The following is a 23491-nucleotide window of genomic DNA, read 5'->3' as shown; positions in this document are numbered from 1 at the left end:
ATGGCAAGCCTCAATAAAGCAACTCTGACATCTTCCCTGCAGGCCGTGCGCGGTGTCGCGCAGGCGCGTCGTACACGCCGTATCGTGATCGGCCTGCTGATCTTCCTGGTGTTGTTCGGTCTGTTTGGCTTCTTCGCGGCGCCGCCGCTGATTCGCCATATTGCCGAGCAGCAACTCAGCAAACAGCTCGACCGGCCCGCGACCATTGGCCGGATCGCGCTCAATCCGTACACACTCAGGCTCGAAGCCGATCGCATTCATATTGGCGAGCGTGGCGGCCAGGGCGATTTCGTCGATATCTCGCGGTTGATCGTGAAGCCGTCGTGGAGCTCGCTGTTTCGCGCAGCGCCGATTGTCGATGAAGTGCAGCTCGATTCACCGCGCTTCACCATCGTTCGCTACGACGCTCAGCGCTTCAATTTCACGGATCTGATCGAGAAGTTTGCCAAGCAGCCGTCCAGGCCGGATAGCAAACCGACGCTGTTCTCTGTGTCGAACATCAGGCTCGAAAACGGCCAGATCACTTTCGATGACCGCCTGCTCGGCGTGAAGCACGTGATCGATCAGTGGAAACTCGGCATTCCGTTTATCGCCACGTTGCCGTCGAAAACCGACATCTTTGTCGAACCGCTGCTGCGCGCGCGCATTGACGGCAGCCCGCTTGCGATCGATGGCAAGACCAAGCCGTTCGCCGCGTCGCGCGAGTCGGACGTGTCGCTGCGGTTCGATGGGCTGGACGTGCCGAAGCTGCTCTCGTACTCGCCGCAGAAGTTGCCGGTGACGGTGCAGGCGGGCAAGCTCTCGACGGATCTCAAGCTCAATTTCATCATGTCGGACGACGCGCCTTCGTTACGCGTGACCGGTACCGTCGACCTGAACGATATCGACGTCCTCGATGAGAAGAAGCAGCCGTTTTTTGCCGCGCACGCGCTGCATGTCGCGGCGGCCACGCTTGAGCCGATGAAGAGCGTCTATCACTTCGACGATATCCGTCTCGACACGCCTACCGTGAATCTGGCGCGGGACAAGGACGGTGTGCTGAGCGTCGAGCGGACGTTTGCTGCGCCGCCGGCGGCAGCGGCAGCGCCTGTGTCTGCCAGCGAGGCGCAGGCAGCCAGTGCAAACCCAAGTGCGAATGCAGGTGCAGGTGCAAGTGCGCCCGCAGCGGCATCGTCGACGGCTGGCGCAGCCAAACCCGCTGCGCCGCTCGACCTTGCGATCAAGCGCTTTACGCTCAACGACGGCACGGTCAACGTTCAGGATGACGCTGCGTCGAGGCCGGTCGCGCTGGGACTGAAGAGTCTCGCGGTGTCGCTGGCGGACTTTTCGACGATGGCTAAGGCGCCGGCACGCTATACGGTGAGCACGGCATTCAAGGACAGTCCGGGTTCACTGGATGTGGCGGGCTCGCTCGGTCTGGTCACCAAAAGCGCCGATTCGAAGATCGACCTCAAGTCGCTTCCGCTGCCGATGCTGCAGCCGTATCTCGACAGCATGACCGCCGCCCAGGTGACCGACGGCGCGCTCTCCGTGACGACCAACCTCAGCGCCAACTGGGCGAAGTCGCCACCCGACATCCAGGTGGGCGCAACGCAACTGGACCTGCAATCGCTGAAACTGGCAGCGCGCGGCGACAAGGAGGCGGCGGTGGCGCTCGCGCAGGGTCACGTGGACGTCAAGCAGGTGGACGTGCCGGGTCGCAATGCGGCGGTCAATGCCGTTGACGTGACCGGTCTCGTGATCAACGCGCAGCGTATGAAGGACGGCAGCATCGACCTCGCTGCGCTGGCCGGACCGCACCAGGAGGCGCAGCAACGCACCGCGATCCACGCTGCCAAGCAGGCGCAGGAACAGGGGCCGGCGTGGCATTACACAATTGGCCAACTGAGCCTGAAGGACGCGACGGCCAACTTCACCGACAACAGCACGCCGCGTCCGGTCAAGCTCGCCATTTCGCCGCTGCAACTCAAAGTGCAGCAGATCAGTGACGATTTGAGCAAGCCTCTACCGATCGATCTGCAGGCGACGCTCAATCGCAAGGGCACGCTTGGCGTGACGGGCGACGTCACGGCGACACCGCTCAAGCTCGCGCTGAAAGTGGATGCCAACCGGCTGGATGCCGCTGCGTTCGAGCCGTACTTCGGCGGCAAGCTCAACGCGACGATCGCGAGCGCGTTGCTGAACATGAAGGGCGACGTGGCGATGTCGCAGGCATCGAAAGCGCTGAAGGCTTCGTATCGCGGCAACGCGGCGCTCGTCGACGTTCGCATGCTGGACAAGGCGACTTCGGACTCGTTCGCGGGCTGGGGATCGCTCGCGCTGACTAACCTGAAGGCGAACTACGACGAACACGGCACCGATGTCGACGCCGGACGCGTGACATTTTCGAACTTCTACGGGCGTGTGTTGCTGGATCCGCAAGGCAAGCTCAATCTGACGGATGTGGTGGCCCATGAAGGGGGCGGCACGCCGCAATCGCTGACGCGGAGCAAGAGCAAAACGGAGCCGGTGCCGTTGACGCCTGGTACCGCGCCTGAGCCCGCGGAGCCAGCTTCTGCTGGCGTGGCGGCTGTGGTGCCGGCCTCGGAGCCTGCGGTGGCTTCGGCGTCGGTGCCGGCATCCACGGTGGCGTCTGTGGGTGCGTCGGCGCCGCGCGTAGCGTCCGCGAAGGCAGCTTCGGGTGCGACGGTTGCTGCCGGCCAGGCGCAGCCACAGCCGCCCGCTAGTCCGGTTCGGCTGCACTTTGGCCAATTGGTGCTTCAACAGGGCCGCGTGACGTATACCGACAACTTCATCAAGCCGAACTTCACGGCCAACCTGGTGGGGATTCAGGGGACGATTGGCGCGTTCGGCACGCAATCGACCACGTCCGCTCCGGTGGACGTTTCCGCCAAGCTCGCGGCAAATGGTCCGCTATCGATTCGCGGCACGGTTAATCCGCTGATTGCCAAACCTGCGCTCGATTTGACCGCGAGCGCGCACGATATCGAACTGACCAACCTCACGCCGTACTCGGCTAAGTACGCTGGCTATCCGATCACGAAGGGCAAGCTCAACGTCGATCTGCACTACAAGCTCGATAACGACCAGTTGAGCGCGAACAACCACATCTTCATCGATCAACTGACGTTCGGCGATCACATCGACAATGACACAGCGACCAAGCTGCCGGTGCGCTTCGCGATTTCGCTATTGAAGAACTCGAAGGGCGAGATCGACGTGAACATTCCGGTGTCCGGCTCGTTGTCGAATCCGGAGTTCAGTATCGGCGGCCTGATCTGGCATGCGGTGTTGAATCTGCTGGAACGGGCTGTGACCGCGCCATTCTCGCTGCTTGCAAACGCGTTCGGTGGCGGAGGTGGTGAGGAAATGGGCTACGTCGAATTCGATGCCGGGTCCGCGAAGCTTTCGGACGCGGCGGAAAAGAAGCTCGACACCATTGCAAAGGCGCTGGCCGACAAGTCTTCGATCCGGATCGATGTGATCGGACGCGTCGATCCGGCTGTCGACACGCCGGCCTTGCGCACGGAGTATGTGGAGAAGCTGGTCAAGCAGGAAAAGATCAAGGACGTGGTCGGGAACGGTGAAAGCGTCGATCTGTCGACGGTCACGGTTGATCCAAAGGATTACGACAAGTACCTGACCAAGGCCTATAAGGATGCCGACTTCAAGAAGCCGCGCAATTTTGTCGGCCTCACGAAGAGCATGCCTGATGACGAGATGAAGAGCGCCCTGGCCGAACATGCGCCGATCAACGATGCCAGCCTGCGCGACCTCGCGCAGGAGCGCGCGCAGAGCGTGCAGCAGTACTTCGAAGGCAAGATCGACAGCAGCCGGGTGTTCATCGTCGCACCGAAACTCGACGCGCAAGGCATCAAGGACAAGGGCGCCACAACGCGGGTGGACTTCGGCCTGAAGTAATACGCCAATGTCGCGAGGACCGCCGGGCTGCGACGCTCGTGGCGGTCCTGCGCAATGTCATCGCTGGTCTGCCGCTGGTGGGCCCCATTAGCTCTCTTCTTTTTCGGGCACCACTCTAAGACTCTTCCCATTCCATGCCCGTAGACGTCTCCCCATACTCCTGCTCATTACAAAACAAACGCGTTTGGACGCGGGGCACTGATGAGATTTCAGCTAACTATGGTGGCGTGTGCGCTAGCTTTAACAGGCTGCGCGAGTCGGGCCGACAGGGATCGACTGGGCATTGAAGATCCTACAGTTCTGAAGACTGGTCTTGGCACTGCACAAGATACTGCCTCGGGTGCGGTGACGCCGCAATGGCTGAACACCTACGCGCCGGTTAGCCATGGTGGCGAAGCGCTTGCCGCGCTCCAGCAGCGGCTGAACAACCTACCCGCCGACAAGAACAGCTACTTTCACACCAAGGCCCAATGTTGGATCGACGCTGGACGAGTTCAGCGGGATGCGCACGATCAATGGGGTTTTGTTGAGGAAGCCATCGGTCAAGCTGCAATCATCACCTTCGGTCTGGAAAACGACACGCCGCTCTCCGCAGCCAATCCCGAGTTGCGTACTGTATCGACGGTGCGTCCGGATTTGTGGAAGATCGTCAACGTCATCAAGAGCGATCCGGTCACCGCCCGCTGTCCGGAGGCGCAAGCGCCGCTCGCCTGTGCCGAAGTCGAATTGATGCTCGCCGGTCACTACGCATGGACCCGCAATTTCTCAGCTGCCGAAAAGGCGCTCCCCGATATTCAGGGGAATTTGCACAAATCGGCAGAAGCAGCACTGCAATGCGCACAACCATCCACACCCGCACCCGCCGCAAGCGTCGCCGCACCGGCGATTACGCTTAGAGCCGACTCGGCGTTTCGCTTCAACGGTAGCGATGTCGCCGCACTGTTGCCACGTGGCAAGACTCAGCTAAACGGGTTGGCCGCTGCCTTGCAAAAAGCGAAGGGCATTCGTCGACTGAGTATCAGCGGCTATACCGATCGTTTGGGCAGCGATGCATATAACCAGAGGCTTTCGCTTCAACGCGCACTGACCGTGAAGGCCTATCTGGTCAAACGCGGTGTGACCTTGCCGATCACCGTCACAGGACTTGGCAAGGCCAGCCCAGTGGTGGAATGCAACCAGACCGATCGTGTCGCTCTGGTGCAGTGTCTTGCGCCAAACCGGCGTGTCGAGATTGGCTTCGTGCGCAATAGCGACTGAATCGAAATACCGTTAGGAGGACAACTGTATGAGCACCATCCTGATTGTGGACGATCATCCCGCATTTCGGCTCGTTATTAAAATGCATCTCGCCAAACTGCTCGGCGTCAACGATGTCTTCGAGGCCGACAATGGGCAGACGGCCGTTGAGATAGCCCGGCAGCACTTGCCGGACCTCGCTATACTCGATTTGGACATTCCGCGTATTAATGGGCTCGATGTCATCCCACGGCTGAAGCTGGCCCATCCGGATATCCGCGTTCTGGTGCTGTCGGGTCAAGACCCTTCAACCTTTGCGCCGCGCGCCATGCGTGCGGGAGCACAAGGTTTCGTCGGCAAATCGCAGGAGATGAAGGAAATCATGCGCGGCGTCGAAGCGGTGATGGCCGCCTATACAGTTTTTCCGATGAACATCGGGGCTACAGGAACAAGCCCAACCTTGGCTGCCGGTGAAGAGGAGGAGAAGCTTGAGCTGCTCTCTGACAAGGAGTTGATGATTCTGCAAATGCTTGCGAAGGGCATGTCGAATAAAACTATTGGCGATGCGTTGTTTATTAGTAATAAAACGGTGAGTAGTCACAAAACCCGAATAATGAGCAAACTACGGGTTAAGTCATTGGTTGAACTGATCGATTTTGCGAGGCGTTGCCGCGTCTCACCAGCGCAATGAAGTCAACCGATTTGACGACGACATCATGAACCGCGCATTGCTGATGAGCGCCGATAGAGAATGGGTGCAAGCCAGCGGAAGTGAAGCCATGCTCGCCCGTCTCGGATTTACAGTGTCTACCGAGCCAGAAAAAGCGTTGGCCGAGCCGCGACGCATCCGGCTGGTGGTGGAACACCGCTTGTCCGTTGAGTTCGGCATTGCTTCGATGCCCACCGGAATTTTCCCGCTGCCCGCGGAGACCCTGCGCTTTGCGGTGGTGCCGCATCAAGCGCAAGTAGGTGAAGCGTTACCAGGCTTCCACGCCACCTTGAGCTTGCCGATTGACGAATGCGCGTTCGTCGACGCATTGGCGACGTGCCGGTATATCGCCATTTCCGCGCACGAACGCGACTCGCTCCATACCAGAATCGGGGAACTGGCCTGCGACGACCAGGCGGTTGCACGGCAGCTTGTCCGTTTGCTGATCGACACAAATGCTTCCACACTCGCGGCGCTACGCGATGCGTTTAGCACCAGGTCTTGGGATGCCGTTGGGCGCGGCGTGCACCGCATGGCCGGATCTGCCCGCATGCTCGATTGTCCGGGCCTGCTAGCGTTGCTGTCGCGGCTCGAGGGTGCCGCGCGCGCACATCAGGTCGAGCTAGCAAGGCCGCTCTTGCAGGTGATCGTCAATACGATCGACAGTCTGGACGTTTCGCTGCAGAAACTGCTCGATGCAGCGTCAACGTTCTAACCGTATAGAACGGCTCGTTGTCTTTCTCACTCTTCCGCTCTGCCGTTTTGCCGGACCAGCAAAAAGCGGCCTTGGCTCGCATCGGTTCCAGAGTTTGAAATCGGTCCATTCGGCAAGCCCGTTACGTTACGATAGTGAAGATAACGTGCCATCACTCGTGGTACATAGTTCATCGTTTCCGCGTAGGGCGGTATTTGGCCGCCATACTTCTGCACCGCGCCTTCACCGGCGTTGTACGCAGCCAGCGCCAATCGCAGGTCGCCAAACTGCTGCATCAACTGGCGCAAGTAGCGCGCGCCGGCCTCGACGTTTTGCCGTGGATTGAACAGATCTAAGGCACCTTGTCGGGCGCCCGTGTCCGGCATCAACTGCATGAGCCCGGTTGCGCCCTTGCGTGACACCGCCAGCGCATTTCCACCGGATTCGACGTCGATCACCGCCATTAGCAGCGCGCTGTCCACGCCGGCGGTGCGCCCAATTTCGTCGACCATGGGGGCGAGTGCCGTTACACGGGACGCGGTAGACGAGGAGGATGCTATCGATAAGTCTGAAGGCGAGCGGCCGGGCTCCATGATCATGGACAGATGGCCCCCATCATCAGACGGTGCAACGCCTTTGACTTGAACCACAGGTTCTCGGGTTTGCGGGAGAGGCGTGCTTTCGTCGCCGTCCGTCATCCCGCCTATCACCATCACAACGCCAGCCGGTTGACGGGAGCGCAATACCGAAGAGTCGGCTGCTCGCGTGCAGACCGGCGCGCATGTAATACCCACCATCAGCATGCGGAGCAGCATTTGATGCCACCGCGCTTTCCGCGGCAATTCGCGATGCACGGCGCGACGCCCTATCAGCGGATTGCCGTGAGCGTAATACACTACGTTGCTTAGCCGGCAAGCCATCACAAACCCGTAGGATTCGGAGAGTCGTTGATCGCTGAATACCGCAGTGGCGACTGCATGCGGACCATCGCTTCCGAATCGAGTGAGAGCGGCCAGCGGTCCGTGGCGATGCCATCCACCAATTTGGTCTTGCAGAGCGCGTCGCCGTTTAAAGGTGCGCCATATGGATCCTGATTGGCCGGTTCGTGCGTCAGGATGCCCATCGTACCGATGCTGCCAATAACGTTGACGGCGTAGTAGATCACCTTGCTAGCGAGCGGCACATACATGTTGTAGCAGTAGTGCACGTGAATCTTGAGCAGGTTCGCATCTTGGATATTGATGCGAGAGCCCGGCCCTAACGTAGTGGAGTCGCGATACATCAGCGAGTCATTCGGGATTTCGCTATACGTCACACCTTGGTCGGGATAGAAGCGTGGCTGCGAAAAATCCTGTATCGCCGCCTCAGTGGGACTGATGACAGTAATTACCGCAAAATTGCTCGCGTCGGTCTGAGCGGCGACGAGTGCTGCGTCGACGCCGTCAGCATCGGCGTGGCGTGCGTAGATGGGTGTAAGACCGCGAGCAAGACCCGCGCGCATGGCCTTCATGGAACCGTTGTTTACTGCGCCTTCACGCGCGGCCTCCAGCACTGCGACGTCCAGTGTCGACTTCGCCTGATAAAGCAGCACGAACTGGATAATAGCGAAGCAGACGAACAGCAACGCCGGAGCGATGATGATGAACTCCACCATCGCCTGGCCCGACTGCCCTGCCCAGCGCGCACGACGGTTCAATGAAGGCCCACGTAACGGGGACTGCCGCAACATGCCTTGTCGATCACACATACTCATGCGGTCGCCTCAAAAGCAAGCGAAGCCCCGACCGAAAGTCCATGCAGTCGGGCGGCGCCACCCGACATCTCAAGGGTTTGGGTTGCACGCAGGTTAAGCAACATACGCCGCTTCGGCACGTCATGATGAATCGCAACAATGCGCTCATGCCGGTCGAGAAACAGCACATCAATGCTGAATTCCATTCCGAACGTATGAACCGAGCGGCATCGCTTCAGAAGCAGCGCTTCATCCGGAGGCAAGTGGTCACGGCCAAGCAGGCCACGCATGCGCTCATGCGTCGTTTCCGTCACGAAGACCGTGACGCTGGTCTTCTGTCCGCAAACATGCAGGCGGGTCGGTTTCATAGCAGACCCTCCTGTACGAATTTCATCACAATCGGGAATCCCAGCACGATGAAGGTGATCGGGAAGATAAAAAACAAGAGTGGAAACACGAGTTTCACCGGCGCTTCCATGGCCTGCTTTTCAGCCCGTTGAAAGCGTTCACTGCGGCGTTGCTCGGATTGAAATCGTAGCGATTTCGCCAGACCCGAACCCATTCGCTCGGCCTGGACAATTGCGCCGACGAAGTTCGTCACTTCCTTGATACGAAGCCGGTCGTCGAACCGGCGAAGCGATTCAGAGCGATTCAGGCCGGACTTCAGGTCGCGCAGCACGTGCTCGAACTCCCAACGCAACGGTCCCTCAGGTCCTTTCTCAACGGCCTTTTGCAGCGCACCGTTGATATTAAGACCGGCCTCGACCCCAAGGGTGAGGAAGTCAAGATAGATTGGCAAGTGCTTCAGGATTTGCGCCACACGGCGGCGCCGGACGTTCCGTGTCCAGATGCGCGGATAAAAGTAGCCGAGCGTGGCCATCCCGACCAGCACCAAAAACGAGAACATGCCGAGCGCCAGCATGAGCAGGACGGAGATCAGCGCCGCCAGAATCGCGACGATGACGGACAACGCAAGAAACTGTCGCGCGTTCATCAGGAACGTGAGCGAGGTCAGGCGCAATTGCAGTTCGGTTTTTTCGATGAGCTTCGCGCTGAACCGATCGCCGAAGTGGTACACGACGAAGTTGACCAGCGGCCATACCATCCGCAGCGACTTTGGTAGCGGATCGAGGAAGGTACGATCTTCTGGCGGTATCGAACCGGTCAAACCGGTGATCGACTTGTAGCCAATCGCGATGAAGGCGATCAAGCCGATACTGATAACAAAAGCAATAACTAGCAGCATAGGTCACACGTCGATGTTGGTGATCTTGGTGATCGACTTGTAGCCGAGAAATTCCATGATGGAGATAACAGCCAGCGTGGCCCACCCGACGGGTTGGTTGAACAGTGGTGCCATTGCCTTTGGCTCCATGAAACGCAGAACCAGCATGAGGAACAATGGCAGACAGGTCATCACAATGCCCTGCATTCGCCCCTGCGATGTCAACGCCTTGATCTTGCCCTCCATCTGCAGTTTTTCACGCAACGTGCGAGCGACGGACTCCAACGCCTCGGCCAGATTTCCGCCCACTTCCCGCGCGATGGAAACAGCGGCTGTGACCATCATGAAATCGGGTACAGGAATGCGCTTCTCGACGTTGCGCATGGCGACGTCCAGATCGATCCCAAGGCGGATTTCCCGCATCAGCAGGTCGAATTCCTGGGAGATCGGCGCGGCGGCTTCGTGGACCACGGCCTCTAGCGCTGTCGGAAAACTCGCGCCCGCGCGCAGTGCGCCGGAAAGCATCAAGAGTGCATCAGGCAATTGCTTCTCGAGCGTGTCGATGCGCTCTTTGCGCATGTGCGCGAGGTACTTCTTGGGCAACGTCAACGCGATCGGAACCGTAGCCAGCGCAATGATGATGCTATGGCTTAGCAGGAGTGCCAGAATGGGCAGTCCCACGATAGCGACCATGCTCCAAGCGGCCATTTTCTGCCGGTTCACGAACACGAAGGCATCGGCGAGCGACGACTCGATTTCCCCGACCATCTGGCGGGACCCGGCTTTGACCGTGGACGTACCCATCCGGGCGACTATCCAGATGAGAAAGATGATGCCGAAAAACGCCAGCCCGAGAATGATGAAGAGACTCATGACCGACCTCTCATTCCACGCCGGTAAAGATGTCGGTGTTGACCGGAATACGTCTGCGGATCAACTCCTGATAGAAATCGGGAATATACGCAGTCGGAACAAATTTGCCTTGAATCTTGCCGTTTTCCCCGAAACCTTCTTCCCGGAAGACGAACACATCCTGTAGCGTGATGACGCCCGACTCCATGCCACTCACTTCTGTGATGTGCGTGACGCGGCGCGAACCGCAGGAGAAGCGGGACTGCTGGACGATGATGTCGATCGCCGAGCAGATCTGTTCGCGAATCGCCTGTGCCGGCAGATCGAGCCCAGCCATAAGCGTCATCACTTCGAGACGAGCAATGCAGTCACGAGGAGTATTGGCGTGAGCGGTAGTCAACGATCCATCGTGACCGGTGTTCATTGCCTGCAGCATGTCCAATGCTTCCCCGCCCCGGCATTCGCCGATGACGATCCGGTCAGGACGCATGCGCAGGCAGTTCTTCACGAGGTCACGGATGGGCACCGCGCCCTTGCCCTCCATGTTGGCGGGACGGGCTTCGAGTGATACGAGATTCGGTTGGGACAACTGCAGTTCCGCCGCGTCCTCGACGGTGACGATGCGCTCGTTATCGGGAATGTAGTTCGAGAGGACGTTCAGCAACGTCGTCTTACCCGAGCCTGTGCCGCCGGAGATGATGATATTGGCGCCTTGCTCGACAGCAGTGTGCAAGAACTCGAGCATATCTGGCGACATAGAGCCGAACTTGATCAGATCCTCACCTCCCAGCTTTTGCCTGGAGAATTTCCGGATGGTGATGCTCGGGCCTTTCAGTGCGAGCGGTGGGATCACGGCGTTCACACGCGAGCCGTCCGCGAGACGAGCGTCGACCATCGGTGAGCTTTCGTCGATACGGCGGCCAATAGGCGCCACGATCCGTTCGATTGCACCGATTACGGCACGGTCATCGGTGAAGATCACGGGCGATCGGGTCAACTGCCCAGCTTGCTCGATAAAGATTTCGTTGTGGCAATTAACCATGATTTCGGAAATCGACGGATCTGCTATCAGCTCTTCGAGCGGACCCAGGCCAATGACTTCGTCGAACACGCTTTTCTTCAGAATCTCTAGCGGAATATCCTTCGTGTGAAAGGTCGGATCGTGGGCGAAGATGTCGTCGAGTGCCGAACTGACGGTCTTGCGCAATTCCCCGTCTTCCATGCGCGCCACGTTCAGGCGGCGCAAGTCGAGCGCCGCGATGACTTTCATGTGCGCCTGTTTGCGCAATTCGATACCGATCGTGCTATTGATCGGTGCGACGGGCATGGGTTCGGTCGCCGACTTTCTGACGCGCGCTGACGGTGTGCGCGCGGACATTGCCGCGGCATGTGCACCCTCGCGAGCAGCCGGCGAATGGACGACGAACGGGTCCGGGTGGGCTGGTGTGCCCGGCTGGGTTGCGTGGATTTGCGGTTCTGGGGTCGTTGCGTTGTGGGACGACAGGAGATCGTGCACTGTGGTCGCCGGTATCGAGAGCGCCGGATCAGGTGCGAACGGCGCCATCGTGGGCGGCGAGTGGTGCAGCGCGGCGTGGCCGCCATGACCGGCCTGTGGCGCGCCGAGAGCCGCTTGCGCCGCCATGACCGGTTGCATAGCTTGCGCGGTGACAGCGGCACGGACGATCTTGATCGTCGTGTTGCCAATCTCGATCTGGTCGACTTCGCTTAGCGGACCGTATCGCGTGACAGGCGATCCATTGACGAGCGTCGCAGCAATACCACCTTGGTCCTCGATGTAATAGGCGTTACTTTCCCTGACGATACGAGCCTGCGTCTTGCCGACAAGCATTCCCTTCACCACGATATCGCAACTGGCATCTTTGCCGATCGTACAACCGAGATCGATCTGGAACGTGCGGACCGGCGCATTGCGCGCGTGTACTTGCAGATTGAGCATTTTGAGTCTCCGGATCGTCCGGTTAATTGCCTGAGCTACCGAGCACGCCGACCTGTTGCGGAGGGACTTTGCCGTTGGTCGCCGGTTGGGTGCCGTTCGGGACGTTAGCTGGGGAACCCGGTGGGTGTTGAGCGGCGCTCAACATGCGTAACGCCTCGGCGACGCCTGCGGGCGGTACGCCTGTTGTGACCGGAGCGGGAGCAGGAGCAGGAGCGGGAGCGGGAGCAGGAGTGGGCGCCGGAGCCGCGGTCGTGGCCGGTGCCTTTTGAGTTGGCGTACTGCTTGCCGGAAAAGAATGCGTAGCGGGGACGGGGGCAACAACCGCGTCGGTGCTGCGGACCGGCGCGGGAAGGAGCGCAGACGTAGGCTCGATGGCCTGACGCGGTGCGGGCATGTGCGAGGCCTCCTCCTTATCTGCGATCAACGGATTCGGATTGCCATACTCCTTGCGATACCGCTGATCAACGTTGTCAGCGCGCGCGAGAAGATCTGCATTTGGACTCAGTTCAGGGTCCGAAATAACTGGCGTGACGAAAATCACCAGATCGCTTTTCTTCGCGCGGAAGCTGTCCGAGCGGAACAGGTGACCGATGATCGGCAGCTGGCCGAGGAACGGCATGCCGTTGCTGTCATTGACCGCGTCCGAACTGACGAGACCCGAGATGGCGAGTGTTTCGCCTGCACGCATCGAAATATCGGAGGTCGTGCTGCGGGTCAGAAAGCCCGGCATGCCGGCGTAGGTCACCGTAGGATCGATCTGGCTAATTTCGGTTGTCAGATGCGCGGAGATAACGTTATTCGTATCGACGACGGGAATGATGCTCAGCTTGACACCGTACGGCTTGTACTCGACATTGGTGGTGCCGAGTGCGCCGGATTGCGGAATGGGGACTTCCCCACCCGCAAGGAAACTTGCGGTACCGCCGCTCTTGGTGTTCAGTTCGGGCGCTGCGAGGAGATAGGCATCGCCATTGTCGACGGCGAAGTTAATTTGCGAGGTGATATTGGAGGCGAGACCGGCGAGGAAGTAAGTGGTTCCCGCCGTGACGGCCTTTGCAGCGCCGGTCGCAACGCTCGTCGCTCCGCCTACTTGCGGCCCATTGAAACTGCTGTCCCATGCGATGCCAAGGTTCTTCTGCGCATTTCGGGTGACTTCCATGATCTGCACCTTGAAGTGGATGGTCTTCTTGAGCGCGTCCCCTTCATCGACCGTCGTGGTATCGATCACGTTCTTCATGTCTTGCGTTGCCGCCTTGACGATCGACACCATATCGCGATGGACGACGCCCGACAGCACGATGTTCGAACCAATCGCGTCGATGCGTAACCCCGTCACCGATTTCAGCACGGCCCGCAACTGCTCCATTGACGCATTAACCTCGGCTTTCGCGATACGCACGGTGGTTTGCAGCGCGATGCCCTTTTCGTTCCAGACGACGAGCGACGTGACGCCATCCTGTTCGCCAAGCAACATCAGACTGCCGTCGACCACATTGGCGGTAATCAGTTTGCCGTTGCCAATCGCGATACGCTTGATGGTGCCGGGCAGATGCAAAATGCGCACCTCGCCGCGGAACATTTCGAGCACACGGCTGTTGGCGGTCGCGGTGTCGTTGACGGACGATAGAGCAGCCTGTGCGAGCGCTGCGGGCGCGGCATTGCACAAGAGGATGCCGATGAGAACGGATGGCAGAACCCGGTGGCGCAACACCGACGCGTTGTTGTTGACTTTCATGATTCGAAACCTGTGCTCTTTACTTTAATTCTGCTTCGACGTGCTGCGGTCAGCGGCTTTCTGCAGTTGTTGGGCGATCGCGTTGGCCTGCTCGTAGAGGCTCGGCTGATGGCTTGCGGCGGCGGCCGCTGGGTCGGCGAGCGCGCTGGAAGTCGGCTGCGTCGCATTTGACGGCGTGGGGTTGGGCTTCTGCGTATCTTGAGCGGCGGAGGACGAGCCTTGAGGCGTCAGCACCGTGCTGCTCACGCCACCACCCGTGATCACCTCGACACCCGGAACGCTGGTGGCGCCGTTCGTCGTGGTCCGGTCAGGGTCCATGAACACGTCGCTTTCCTTGACCAGCGCGGGGCCATCTGCGCCCTTGTCGTCTGCGTTTCGCAAAATCAGGCGGAGTCCGCCAATCTTTTGCGCAAGAGCCACACGCGCAACGTCATCCACCGGCACCTGCAGCGTGACGGTTGTGAAACCCATGCCTTCCTGCCTGCTCATAGCGCTGCTGTTGGCGTTGGCCTGGTCAGGCTCGGCGGCCTCGCCCGCATCGCGCGCCCTCATGTCCTGGCCGGTAGCGAGTACCAGCACATCCGGCATGATCAGCTGTGCCATCTTCTTCTCGTCGGATGCCTGACCCTCGTGGTAGATCTTGCCTACCCAATAGACGTCGACTCGATTGCCTGGACGGACCATCAGCGCGGTCGAGTTGACCGTGTCGATTTCGACCGTTACGGCGCGCTGGCCGGCAGGCAGAATGTCGGAGAAGTCGCGCCCGCGCAGCGCGTCAATGTCGCCAGCGCGTAACGGCAGGCCACGACGCACCGCCTTGACCAGATGAGAAGCGCGGTACTTGGGGAAGTCGTCAACGCGGATCATGTCGTCGTACACCATGTCCGAGTCGATTTCCCTGGAGACGAAGTCGTTGCTTGTTAGCGGCGTGCCGACGGGAACATCCTGTGCGGGCACAACCACCTCGACGCCAGCCCGCGCACGATGAGCCGTGATGTCGGCTTTGAGCTTGTTCTCACGGTCAGTCAAATACTTGTACAGCAGGAAAGTCAGGCCACCTGCGACCAATACAGCCAATGTGAGCAGAACCCAGGAATTTCCGAGGAGCGAGCGAAAATTGATTTTTTTCAACATGACAAATTGATCCTTGCCGGATCAGGGCAACGAAAGAGCGAAGCTATAAGCACTAAAGAACGATTTAAAACCGGCGATGAGCGCGGCAATCGGGGACATCGTGTCGCCCGCCTCCATTAGCAGGAGACCGGCAAGCGCGGCGGTAACCACGAGGTACTCGGCATAGGCCTGACCGGATTGGCGGCTGCGCGGTGCCCCTGGGTGATTGACCTTTCCCGGTAGATTCATCTCAACGGTTCCTTGTTACGTTGATGACCGCCGCGGTCTTTCCGTCGCGATCCGAAAAACTCACATCCAGGCTGTCGACGCCATGCTGCATGGCGAAGGCAGTGCTCGAGACCATTCGGCCGCCGTCCGACTGATACGTAGGATGAAGGCCGACGCTTACCCATCCTTCCGTCACCAGCAGGTCGCGGTATCTCTGGGCATTCCAGCGCGCACTTCCCGAGATTTCGATTAGCCATGTGCGCCCGGTTTGGCCCGGATCGTGGCTTTCGATATCCGAAACGGTCTTTCCGCCTTCGGGTAGTGGTACGGCGGAATCGGGTATTTGATGTCTTGTAGCGTCACCGCCCATCCTGATCACGCTCATGAGCCCCCGGGTGTGCGCACCGTTTTGTTGTGGCGAGATACTCAGTACATAGAGGCAGTGATCGTCCAGGGCGCTTAGAAGCAGTCCGGATGGGCCGGTTTGAATCTTTGTCCGCACGTTTTCGCGGGACCAGAACTCCCGGAATTCGCTAGACACGTCACCTGGAGTTCCTGCCATCTCGACACCGACGATGGAAGTGGGCACCCCGTTCACGATCATGTCGCGACCGATAGCGACGACGCTTCGTGTCTCGACAGGTTGCTTGTTGCAGGCGGTGTCGGCGAATGCCGCGCCGGAAATCAACGCGCAGGTGAGCCAACTGCTACGCGCGAGACCAGGAATAACTTTCATGGGCTTAAACGGTTCCCAGGTACGACGTCTTGCTGGATGCGACCGAACTGAAGCGTGGAAATCTCAGGCGCATACTTTTGCAGACCCATATAGGTGGACGAGGGCACCAGCGCGGCGTTGGCGGCCGGAACCGCAGGGATAAAGACGGCTTTCGCGTTGTCTGTACCTTCCGGCACCCAGGTGTTGGTCATCAGCACGTTTGTGTCCGTGAAAGTCAATCCGCTGAACGCGGGCAACGAACCGTTCTTCGGCCACAAGCGTTTCAATGTTTCGTTGTTCTGGGCGATGGAAACGCTCAGCGTGCCGAATTGCGTCGTGCGTGTCGGAACGCTTAACTTCGCACCGTATGCGTTGCCGGCAGCGGTCTGTATGGATCCAAACGGTACGTTGGCGGAGCTCGTCTGACTGGTCGACGGATCGTTGCTCACGCCCGTTGAGACAAGCACGTCGCCGGTAGAGGCGAGCAGCGGCTGGCCGCTGTAGTCGTCCCACATTGCCGGCCGGACTGCCGGCAGCTGGGTTTGTGTTCGGTCGGCACTCGTAGGCGTTGTGCTGTCACCCGCCATGAATCGCTGTATGACCTCGCGCTCAATCTCCGTATCCGCCTTTGAGGCTGCAAGAGCTGAACTGCCGTACTTCGTCGACCAGCCTTCGGTGGTAGCAGGATCGCTGGCGTAGTTCTTCGATGGATCGTTGTCCGTCCATACCGTGCGTTCCCATGCCACATAGCGCGAACCCATCAAGGTCCGGTTGCGCACGTCGTTGAACTTGCCGAGCATCACGATTCCGAGGAACAGCACGCTCATGACGGCGATCATCGAAACCAGGAATTCCGCCATCGCCTGTCCAGCCTGGGCGGACCTCTTTGCGTCGATTCGTTTCATTGCTTTGAAGCCTGAGGTGTCGCCGACATCTGGCTGCTTTGAGCGGCTTTGCGCTCGCTTTCGCTCACGGGTGCCAGCGTGGCTTGCCAGTACGGACTGAACAGGCTTGGGTATTCGGTTTTGTTGTCCGCACGAGCCCATTCGTTGGCGTGTACCAGCCCGCCTGCAAACGAACCAGACGACGTTTCATCGGGACGAACGAAGTAGGCGTGCGCGCTCGACAGCGCGCGCATCGCGCCGCCGGCGCCGTTGTTGTCTATTTCCATACGTCCGCCGCCTTGCAGGCCTATGGTTTGAATCAGAGTGTTGGTGTTGCGCGTGACTTCGATGGTGATGCGAGGAGCAGCGTTGGCGAATGGCGCACCGCTTACCTCGTCGTACGGAAGCAAGCCGCCGTTCGCTGCATCAAGGGATGGTCCGGGGCCGTCTCTGAACTGCTCAGCCATCGAATCCGGAACTTGCCATCCGGGTGTCGAGCTTCCCTGATAACCGAAATTGATATAACCGCCATAGCCCGCCCAGTCTTGCCACGCAGCGAACGGTGGATTTGCCATGAAGCTGCTGACGTTGCCATTGGCGCTGCCTCCGGACCCCGACGAGGCCTCAATCGGGCCGATGCAGCTAATCTGCACATGGCCGGTACTGGCATCGATCGATTCCCAGCCGGCCTTGTCGTTGCGCAACTGAGTGCCGCCATCATGGGTAACGTTGATAGTGATGGTGCCGCCCGCGCCGCAGATAGTCGCGGCCGTATCGTTCAGCTGCTGAAAATTTGGTGCGACGCTCCGGCTGGAATCGCGATTTTTAACGAATCCGTCGAGTGTATGGGTGTCTGTGACCACATCGGCAAAGTCGTCCGAGCCGTTTGTGCCGGCGGGGGTGACTGTACCCGCGTAGGAGCGCCACGCAGCAAGCTGCGCCGCGTTGCGTGAGCTTACGAAGTAGCCCTGTGTGACCTGCGTGTTCGGCTGATTTTGTTGAGCGACGACATTGGCGGTATTGGGTACCGCCGCGAAGACCGCCGCATGGTAGCGGACCTGAGCATTGCTAAGTGCACGGTTAATGGAGCCGATGCCTCTTTCCACAGTGGGCAGCAGCGCATCCAGGGCCGCACGCACCGGTGCGGTGTCTGCCTTTCCAGCGTTTCTGGGCGTATTCCATTTGTCTGGATGGTCAGCAAGTCCTTCATTGACGATATCGTCGATCTCCGTCGGACTGTATGTAGAGTCGAGTTCGTCGATCCAGGATTTCAATGCTACGAGTTGCGCGGCAGTGACCTGGTTGGCAACCATCGCCCGGTTCGTATAGGCGGAAAAATTGTAGTCGCGCGCCTGCAGCACGGCTGCGCTATAGGCAGCTGCGTCAGCGGTATTCTGGAGCTTGATCTTGGCGCTCGTCATCTGAAACGAGTTGAACGCCACATAGAGGCCGATACTGCCTACCAGAAGAAAAATCATTGCAGGGACCAGCGCCTGCCCGCTAGCGCTGGCGACCCTGGCCCTGCCCTTGCGGGCAGAGCGTTTCATGTTGGATGTCGCTAATCTGAAGAGATTAGTTGCCCGAGTTATTGCTGTCGTTATACGTACCCATGTTCTTCGTATGGTTCGCATTGCTCGTCGCGGTGTTCGCGTTGGTTTGCGACGTCGTGATGTTGCTCTGGGCGTTCTGGCCGGACATTTCTACTGCGAGACCCGCGGTCTGATTGCGCAGGGTTTGGCCGAACAGCGAGTACACACCGATTGCCGAAACGGCGATCAGAGCGACGATGATGATGTATTCGGTCATGCCTTGACCGAGCTGTGTGCTTTTGCGACGAATTTGAGAAATTTTCATGATCTATATTTCAAATAAATAACGCGGTTATTAAATGTTGCCTGGAGGCAGCTTTAAATGATTTGGTGTGTTGAGCAGGAGTGGGATGAAAACGACTGCTCAAAAAACAGGCGCAACGATGCCGGACCCGAAGTATAGGAACGTACCGGTTATGTAGGAGTGGGAAATTTCCGAACGTGTTGGGCGGAATTCTGCGTGACGGGTGATACGGCGTGTTGACGAGTTGAGCGCGTCTTGAGTTGGGTGAGATCGTTCGCCGAGTTGCGGCTAGTCGAGGGTTCGGCCTGTCAGGTTGTGGTGGCTGCGCATGACTTGGCGTAGGCGTGCAAGCCCCGAATTTTCTAAATTCCGGAAGGCGCAGGCGTGCGTGTTTCGTTGCAACGAGATCACGATGGAGCGCCGCATAAAAAATTGTTCGTTGTACTTATAACTAATGGATATCAGGATCGAAAGCGGCGCGTTAGGTAGCGGTGACATGTCTCGCAGCTGTTCGGAAATTTCCCGCCTGCGTTTCGTGTTTCCTGATTTTTAGGGATAGGTGTGACAGTTAAATTTTGCCGCGTGTGAAAAGTCTGGGTCGAGCCATCGCGGAGCGCGGCCAGTTTTTTGCCGCGACCGTGTTCCACGGTTTCTCAATTCAACTGCAATCGGGACTCGCCCGCTACAGCTACATAGGGAATGCAAGAAAAATGAACAAGTCGTATATCAGCGTCTGGAACGACGCGTCTGGAACGTGGGTTGCTGCGCCCGAAACTGCTAAAACTCATTGCGGTACGGGAGTCGCGACCTCCCGCGCCATCTCGGCAAATGTCGATGGGGTGGACCGGCCGGCAACCCGGTTGAGGGCCTCCTTTATGCCGATTGCTATGGCAATCGGCGCGGCGATGTTGCCAGGCATGGCATTTGCCCAGGCTGCAACCGGTAATGGTGGCCTTGAATTATGTCCAGGGGGAGTAGGTGGAACCGGCTCTTCCTGGGGGATATTGTCGAGTTCGGCGTTGAATTGCAACGGTGCCAATGGTTCTGCCGGGATGTCGTTCTCGTTGAATAACGGTGCAGATACTAGCGGCGCCTGGGGCTTCAACGATAACGCAATCAGTGCTCGCGTGACCGGCTATGACGACGGCCGCCTCGTGCTGGTGGGTGGTGCTGGCATTACGATGCAAGATACCGTCTACATGAGCAGCAATAACATCACGGGGTTGGCGGCGGGTGACCTGTCGACGGCGAGCACGGATGCGGTGAATGGCTCACAACTGTATCAACGCACGCGATACTTCCAGGCAAACTCTCCTTCGGACGACCCATCTACCGATGCAAAGGCAACAGGAGCCAACTCGGTTGCCTCCGGGCCAGCATCGATGGCAATTGGTCGAAATTCGAGTGCATATGGCGCGAACACCGCCGCGATTGCGGCCAATTCAGTCGCGCTGGGCGAAGGTTCGATCGCCAGTCGTAGCGATTCCGTGTCAGTCGGATATCTGTCGGCGGACGGCACCTCGCAGTACACAAGACAGATTACCAACGTGACCGCAGGCGCCGCAGGTACGGATGCCGTGAACGTTAATCAGTTGAATGCCGCGATCGCAAACCTCAGCGGCGGCGGCGGCCCAGTGCCTAACGCCGTAACGTACGACAGTTCCGCGGCTGACCTGATTACGCTGCAGGGTGCAAAGGGCACCAAGATCACAAACCTCACGGCTGGCGATATTTCGTCTGCGTGGAGCACGGATGCAGTGAATGGTTCGCAGCTGTATCAGACGAACCAGAACGTGACGAACGTTGTCAACAACGTCGCCAACGTGTCCGGAAATCTTGCGAATGTGACGAACATCGTCAACAACATCGTGAACAATGGCATTGCCGGGTCGCCCCTCGTGGTGACCTACGACACGTCGGCCCGTGACACGGTGACGCTCGGCGGCGTCGGCGAGACGACTGCGGTCAAGTTGACTAACGTGGCAGCTGGCGATATCTCGTCGGCCACCAGCACTGACGCAGTCAACGGCGGGCAGTTGTACTCGACTAATCAGAACGTCATCGCTCTTGCAAACAACTTGAGCAGCGTTGTGGTGAACATGTACAACAGCGGCCTCAAGTATTTCCAGGCCAATTCGGCGCTTGCCAATGCGTCGGCGGCAGGCGCAGAGTCTGTGGCGATCGGCGGCTCGTCCGTTGCGACTGCAAAAAATTCGGTAGCGCTGGGTTCGAACTCGTTGGCTGATCGTGAGAATGCGGTTTCGATTGGTTCTGCGGGTGCGGAGCGACAGATCATTAACGTGGCCGCCGGCACTGACGATACCGACGCGGTGAACGTCGCACAATTGAATCAGGCAATTGGAAGTGTCTCCGGCGGTGGTTCGGCAGACGCGGTTATTTACGACACGTCGCTGCACAACAAGCTGACGCTGGGTGGCACGGGCGCCACGACTGCGGTAGGCCTGACGAATGTGGCAGCAGGCCAGGTTGCGTCCGGCAGCAAGGATGCGATTAACGGTTCGCAACTGTACGGTACGGCAAACAGCGTGGCCGTTGCCCTTGGTGGCGGTACGGCCGTCAACGCGAACGGCACTCTTTCGGCACCTGCGTACGCATTGGAAGGTACAACGTACAACGACGTCGGCTCCGCGCTCAGCGCGATGGATTCGGCTATCAGCGGCCTCGACAATCAAGTCACCAATACGTCGAAGTACATCAAGGTCGTGTCCTCATCGTCCGCAGCAATCGCAACTGGCGCAGAATCTGTTGCTATTGGTGGGGGATCGTACGCGAGTGGGGCGAATTCGCTGGCTATCGGATCGGGCGCACGTTCACAATTCGCAGACTCTGTGGCGATCGGCTCAGACTCGAGCACCACGGTCGCGAATACGATTTCGGTTGGCTCCAAAGGTTCGGAGCGTCGCATCATGAATGTGGCGAACGGCGTAGCGGCAACTGACGTAGCAACGTTCGGTCAGTTGAGCGCACTGCAAACTTCATTGCAACAGCAGATCACGCAGCAGACACAACAGTCGAGCGGTGTGAAATCGATGCTCCTGGGCGCAACGCAGGTGGGTGCGACACCGGTGGGTGCGACGCCGCCGGTCACGAGTTACATCTCAGTTAGCACGAACGTGACTCCGGGTACCGAGACCAATACAGACAATTCAATGGACGCTATGGCGATTGGTCCGACCGCCACCGCAGATGGTCAAGGCTCGTTGGCCGTCGGCGCGGGCTCTGGCACGTCGCTCGCCGGCTCTACGGCTATTGGTTCTGCCGCGGCGGCATTGGCATTGAATACAACTACGGTGGGTGCTGGCGCGTCGACTAGCAGCAAGGCGACTAACGGCGTGGCAATTGGTTACTACGCCAATGTCCAGGGCGTTGACGCACTAGCACTTGGCTCGAATAGCCAGACGAACGGCGCGGAATCCGTTGCTATGGGCACGGGCTCGTTTGTGGGCAAAACAGGTACGGGTGCGATGGCTTTGGGCGCGGGCGCTACGGTTCGGGGTGCCAACGACGACGATACTATCAGCGTGGCGTATTCGCTTGCATTGGGGACCGCTTCTAGCGTCAGCGTGGCGAATTCCGTCGCGCTAGGTTACGGCTCGACCGCAACTCGCGCGAATACGGTTTCCGTTGGCAGCAGCACGGCGCAGCGCCAAATCGTCAACATGGCAGCGGGTACAAGCAGCACCGACGCGGTGAACGTTAGCCAGTTGGCCGGCGTCGCCGCCGCATTGGGCGGCGGAGCGGGTGTGAATGGCACCGATGGCTCGATCACGAAGCCGTCCTATACCATCGGCGGGAAGACTTATAACGACGTCGCCTCGGCGCTTGTGGCGGTGGCCACAGGTTCTTCGCCTGACTCGGTGCAATACGATACGTCAGCGCACGACAAGGTCACATTGGGCGGTTCTGGCACGACGGGGCTGGTGACGCTGTCGAACGTGGCAGACGGCAAGGCGAACAACGATGCGGTGAACGTTGAACAGCTGAAGGCGATGGGTGCAAACATCGACACCAGCGGTAACATCACGAACGCATTCGTTTCGTACGACAGTTCGGCGAAGAACAAGGTGACGCTGGGCGGAGCCGGTTCGACGACGCCTGTGGCACTCTCGAACGTGGCGGACGGTAAAGCGAATACCGATGCCGTGAACGTTGAACAGCTGAAGGCGATGGGCGCAAACATCGACACAAGCGGCAACATCACGAACGCGTTTGTTTCGTACGACAGCTCCGCGAAGAACAAGGTGACGTTGGGCGGAGCCGGTTCGACGACGCCAGTGGCACTCTCGAACGTGGCCGACGGTAAAGCGAATACCGATGCCGTGAACGTTGAGCAGCTGAAGGCGATGGGCGCAAACATCGACACAAGCGGCAATATCACGAATGCGTTTGTTTCGTACGACAGCTCCGCGAAGAACAAGGTGACGCTGGGCGGAGCCGGTTCGACGACGCCAGTGGCACTCTCGAACGTGGCGGACGGTAAAGCGAATACCGATGCCGTGAACGTTGAACAGCTGAAGGCGATGGGCGCAAACATCGACACGAGCGGCAACATCACGAACGCGTTTGTTTCGTACGACAGCTCCGCGAAGAACAAGGTGACGTTGGGCGGAGCCGGTTCGACGACGCCAGTGGCACT

The 23491-nt window shown here is 59.1% G+C and carries 18 protein-coding genes; 5 read left to right on the top strand and 13 right to left on the bottom strand.

Going from position 1 to position 23491, the window contains the following annotated elements:
* From P3T20_RS33575 to P3T20_RS33560, 4 genes are all read left to right on the top strand, one after another.
* Positions 1-3921, top strand: a complete 3921-nt coding sequence (locus P3T20_RS33575) for a DUF748 domain-containing protein (protein WP_074266643.1) — start codon at positions 1-3, stop codon at positions 3919-3921.
* Between the two features lie 345 nt (positions 3922-4266).
* Positions 4267-5178 (top strand): OmpA family protein, encoded by a 912-nt coding sequence (locus tag P3T20_RS33570; protein WP_429289130.1) that lies wholly within the window; start codon positions 4267-4269, stop codon positions 5176-5178.
* Between the two features lie 28 nt (positions 5179-5206).
* Positions 5207-5848 (top strand): response regulator transcription factor, encoded by a 642-nt coding sequence (locus tag P3T20_RS33565; protein ID WP_074266641.1) that lies wholly within the window; start codon positions 5207-5209, stop codon positions 5846-5848.
* Positions 5849-5873: 25 nt separating this feature from the next.
* A complete protein-coding gene (locus tag P3T20_RS33560) occupies positions 5874-6581 on the top strand; it encodes an Hpt domain-containing protein (RefSeq protein WP_429289129.1) in 708 nt (235 codons plus the stop codon).
* 26 nt (positions 6582-6607) lie between these two features.
* Here P3T20_RS33560 and P3T20_RS33555 read toward each other — a convergent pair whose 3' ends face one another.
* The 13 genes from P3T20_RS33555 to P3T20_RS33495 all read right to left on the bottom strand — a co-directional run bounded on the left by P3T20_RS33555 (position 6608) and on the right by P3T20_RS33495 (position 18855).
* Entirely contained in the window at positions 6608-7072 is a 465-nt protein-coding gene (locus tag P3T20_RS33555; protein ID WP_429289128.1) for a lytic transglycosylase domain-containing protein, read from the bottom strand.
* A 407-nt stretch (positions 7073-7479) separates the two neighbouring features.
* On the bottom strand, positions 7480-8289 hold the full coding sequence (locus P3T20_RS33550; RefSeq protein ID WP_429289127.1) for a TadE/TadG family type IV pilus assembly protein: 810 nt from the start codon (positions 8287-8289) through the stop codon (positions 7480-7482).
* Between the two features lie 20 nt (positions 8290-8309).
* Positions 8310-8660 (bottom strand): DUF192 domain-containing protein, encoded by a 351-nt coding sequence (locus P3T20_RS33545; protein ID WP_429289126.1) that lies wholly within the window; start codon positions 8658-8660, stop codon positions 8310-8312.
* Positions 8657-9538: a type II secretion system F family protein gene (locus tag P3T20_RS33540; RefSeq protein WP_429289125.1), complete on the bottom strand. Its 882-nt coding sequence runs from the start codon at positions 9536-9538 to the stop codon at positions 8657-8659. The genes P3T20_RS33545 and P3T20_RS33540 overlap by 4 nt, the downstream gene beginning before the upstream one ends.
* 3 nt (positions 9539-9541) lie before the next feature.
* Positions 9542-10390 (bottom strand): type II secretion system F family protein, encoded by an 849-nt coding sequence (locus tag P3T20_RS33535; RefSeq protein ID WP_429289124.1) that lies wholly within the window; start codon positions 10388-10390, stop codon positions 9542-9544.
* 10 nt (positions 10391-10400) lie between these two features.
* Positions 10401-12326 carry an ATPase, T2SS/T4P/T4SS family gene (locus tag P3T20_RS33530; RefSeq protein WP_429289123.1) on the bottom strand — a complete coding sequence of 642 codons (1926 nt, stop codon included), beginning with the start codon at positions 12324-12326 and terminating at the stop codon, positions 10401-10403.
* A 22-nt stretch (positions 12327-12348) separates the two neighbouring features.
* Positions 12349-14061 (bottom strand): type II and III secretion system protein family protein, encoded by a 1713-nt coding sequence (locus tag P3T20_RS33525; protein ID WP_429289122.1) that lies wholly within the window; start codon positions 14059-14061, stop codon positions 12349-12351.
* Positions 14062-14085: 24 nt separating this feature from the next.
* Positions 14086-15195, bottom strand: coding sequence for a Flp pilus assembly protein CpaB (gene cpaB / locus P3T20_RS33520; RefSeq protein WP_429289121.1), 1110 nt, complete (start codon positions 15193-15195; stop codon positions 14086-14088).
* A gap of 21 nt (positions 15196-15216) precedes the next feature.
* Positions 15217-15423 (bottom strand): hypothetical protein, encoded by a 207-nt coding sequence (locus P3T20_RS33515; protein WP_074266633.1) that lies wholly within the window; start codon positions 15421-15423, stop codon positions 15217-15219.
* Position 15424: 1 nt separating this feature from the next.
* Positions 15425-16138, bottom strand: coding sequence for a hypothetical protein (locus tag P3T20_RS33510; protein ID WP_429289120.1), 714 nt, complete (start codon positions 16136-16138; stop codon positions 15425-15427).
* Positions 16135-17022, bottom strand: a complete 888-nt coding sequence (locus P3T20_RS33505; protein WP_429289119.1) for a hypothetical protein — start codon at positions 17020-17022, stop codon at positions 16135-16137. The genes P3T20_RS33510 and P3T20_RS33505 overlap by 4 nt, the downstream gene beginning before the upstream one ends.
* Entirely contained in the window at positions 17019-18548 is a 1530-nt protein-coding gene (locus P3T20_RS33500) for a pilus assembly protein TadG-related protein (RefSeq protein ID WP_429289118.1), read from the bottom strand. The genes P3T20_RS33505 and P3T20_RS33500 overlap by 4 nt, the downstream gene beginning before the upstream one ends.
* A 25-nt stretch (positions 18549-18573) precedes the next feature.
* Entirely contained in the window at positions 18574-18855 is a 282-nt protein-coding gene (locus P3T20_RS33495) for a Flp family type IVb pilin (protein WP_429289117.1), read from the bottom strand.
* A 689-nt stretch (positions 18856-19544) separates the two neighbouring features.
* On the opposite strand from P3T20_RS33495, the gene P3T20_RS33490 reads away from it, so the two are divergent.
* Positions 19545-23491: ESPR-type extended signal peptide-containing protein (locus P3T20_RS33490; RefSeq protein ID WP_429289116.1), on the top strand; the 3947-nt coding region annotated here is incomplete at its 3' end.

Source organism: Paraburkholderia sp. GAS206C (assembly GCF_050435645.1).
Taxonomy (GTDB): domain Bacteria; phylum Pseudomonadota; class Gammaproteobacteria; order Burkholderiales; family Burkholderiaceae; genus Paraburkholderia; species Paraburkholderia phenazinium_B.
Note: the sequence above shows the minus strand (reverse complement) of the source record. Positions and strands in the feature narration are given on the sequence as shown.

Bases quoted from the DNA above. Each gene is read 5' to 3' on its own strand.
- P3T20_RS33575 (WP_074266643.1), top strand. From the start codon at position 1: ATGGCAAGCCTCAATAAAGCAACTCTGACATCTTCCCTGCAGGCCGTG.
- P3T20_RS33565 (WP_074266641.1), top strand. From the start codon at position 5,207: ATGAGCACCATCCTGATTGTGGACGATCATCCCGCATTTCGGCTCGTT.
- P3T20_RS33560 (WP_429289129.1), top strand. From the start codon at position 5,874: ATGAACCGCGCATTGCTGATGAGCGCCGATAGAGAATGGGTGCAAGCC.
- P3T20_RS33555 (WP_429289128.1), bottom strand. From the start codon at position 7,072: ATGGTCGACGAAATTGGGCGCACCGCCGGCGTGGACAGCGCGCTGCTA.
- P3T20_RS33550 (WP_429289127.1), bottom strand. From the start codon at position 8,289: ATGTTGCGGCAGTCCCCGTTACGTGGGCCTTCATTGAACCGTCGTGCG.
- P3T20_RS33545 (WP_429289126.1), bottom strand. From the start codon at position 8,660: ATGAAACCGACCCGCCTGCATGTTTGCGGACAGAAGACCAGCGTCACG.
- P3T20_RS33540 (WP_429289125.1), bottom strand. From the start codon at position 9,538: ATGCTGCTAGTTATTGCTTTTGTTATCAGTATCGGCTTGATCGCCTTC.
- P3T20_RS33535 (WP_429289124.1), bottom strand. From the start codon at position 10,390: ATGAGTCTCTTCATCATTCTCGGGCTGGCGTTTTTCGGCATCATCTTT.
- P3T20_RS33530 (WP_429289123.1), bottom strand. From the start codon at position 12,326: ATGCTCAATCTGCAAGTACACGCGCGCAATGCGCCGGTCCGCACGTTC.
- P3T20_RS33525 (WP_429289122.1), bottom strand. From the start codon at position 14,061: ATGAAAGTCAACAACAACGCGTCGGTGTTGCGCCACCGGGTTCTGCCA.
- cpaB (WP_429289121.1), bottom strand. From the start codon at position 15,195: ATGTTGAAAAAAATCAATTTTCGCTCGCTCCTCGGAAATTCCTGGGTT.
- P3T20_RS33515 (WP_074266633.1), bottom strand. From the start codon at position 15,423: ATGAATCTACCGGGAAAGGTCAATCACCCAGGGGCACCGCGCAGCCGC.
- P3T20_RS33510 (WP_429289120.1), bottom strand. From the start codon at position 16,138: ATGAAAGTTATTCCTGGTCTCGCGCGTAGCAGTTGGCTCACCTGCGCG.
- P3T20_RS33505 (WP_429289119.1), bottom strand. From the start codon at position 17,022: ATGAAACGAATCGACGCAAAGAGGTCCGCCCAGGCTGGACAGGCGATG.
- P3T20_RS33500 (WP_429289118.1), bottom strand. From the start codon at position 18,548: ATGAAACGCTCTGCCCGCAAGGGCAGGGCCAGGGTCGCCAGCGCTAGC.
- P3T20_RS33495 (WP_429289117.1), bottom strand. From the start codon at position 18,855: ATGAAAATTTCTCAAATTCGTCGCAAAAGCACACAGCTCGGTCAAGGC.